The 531-nt window shown below is 49.3% G+C and carries 1 protein-coding gene; it reads left to right on the top strand.

Annotation, left to right across the window (positions count from 1 at the left end):
* On the top strand, positions 1-531 hold a 531-nt coding region (locus tag ACTHUM_RS18485; protein ID WP_440403749.1), incomplete at both ends, for a TonB-dependent receptor plug domain-containing protein.

Raw genomic sequence — 531 nt, 5'->3', positions numbered from 1 at the left:
GCTATGAGTTCTACCACAGGACTGGCATTGACTCCGCGCGAGACGCCGCAATCCGTCAGCGTTATTACAAAAAATCAAATTAACGATCAAGGTATTACTACGCTGGCAGATGCGTTGAAAACAACGACTGGCGTAAATGTCGTTCGCCAAGGGAACCGCACCCATTTCCAAAGCCGCGGATTCTATATTGAAAAATTGGAAGAAGACGGCATGGCTACCACTATTGGTGCGCCGGGCATATTTGGCAGTCCTGCCAGAGACGGGCACAACATCACCGACCTTGCCATGTATGACCACATTGAAGTTGTGCGCGGTGCGGTCGGGCTGACCCAATCCAACAGCACGCCCGGAGGTACGATTAATGCCGTACGCAAAAAACCGACGGTTAAAAAACAAATCAGTATGAATGGTTTAGCCGACCGTTTCGGCAAACGGCATATCGAATTGGATGCCTCGGGCACTTTAAGCTCAGAAAACCAATTCCGCGGACGTATTGTCGGCAGTTTTGATCATGACAAAACATTTCAGGAT

This window comes from Neisseria sp. P0021.S006, from assembly GCF_051956895.1.
The sequence above is the reverse complement of the archived record's forward strand: the minus strand, read 5'-3'. Positions and strand labels throughout refer to the sequence as shown.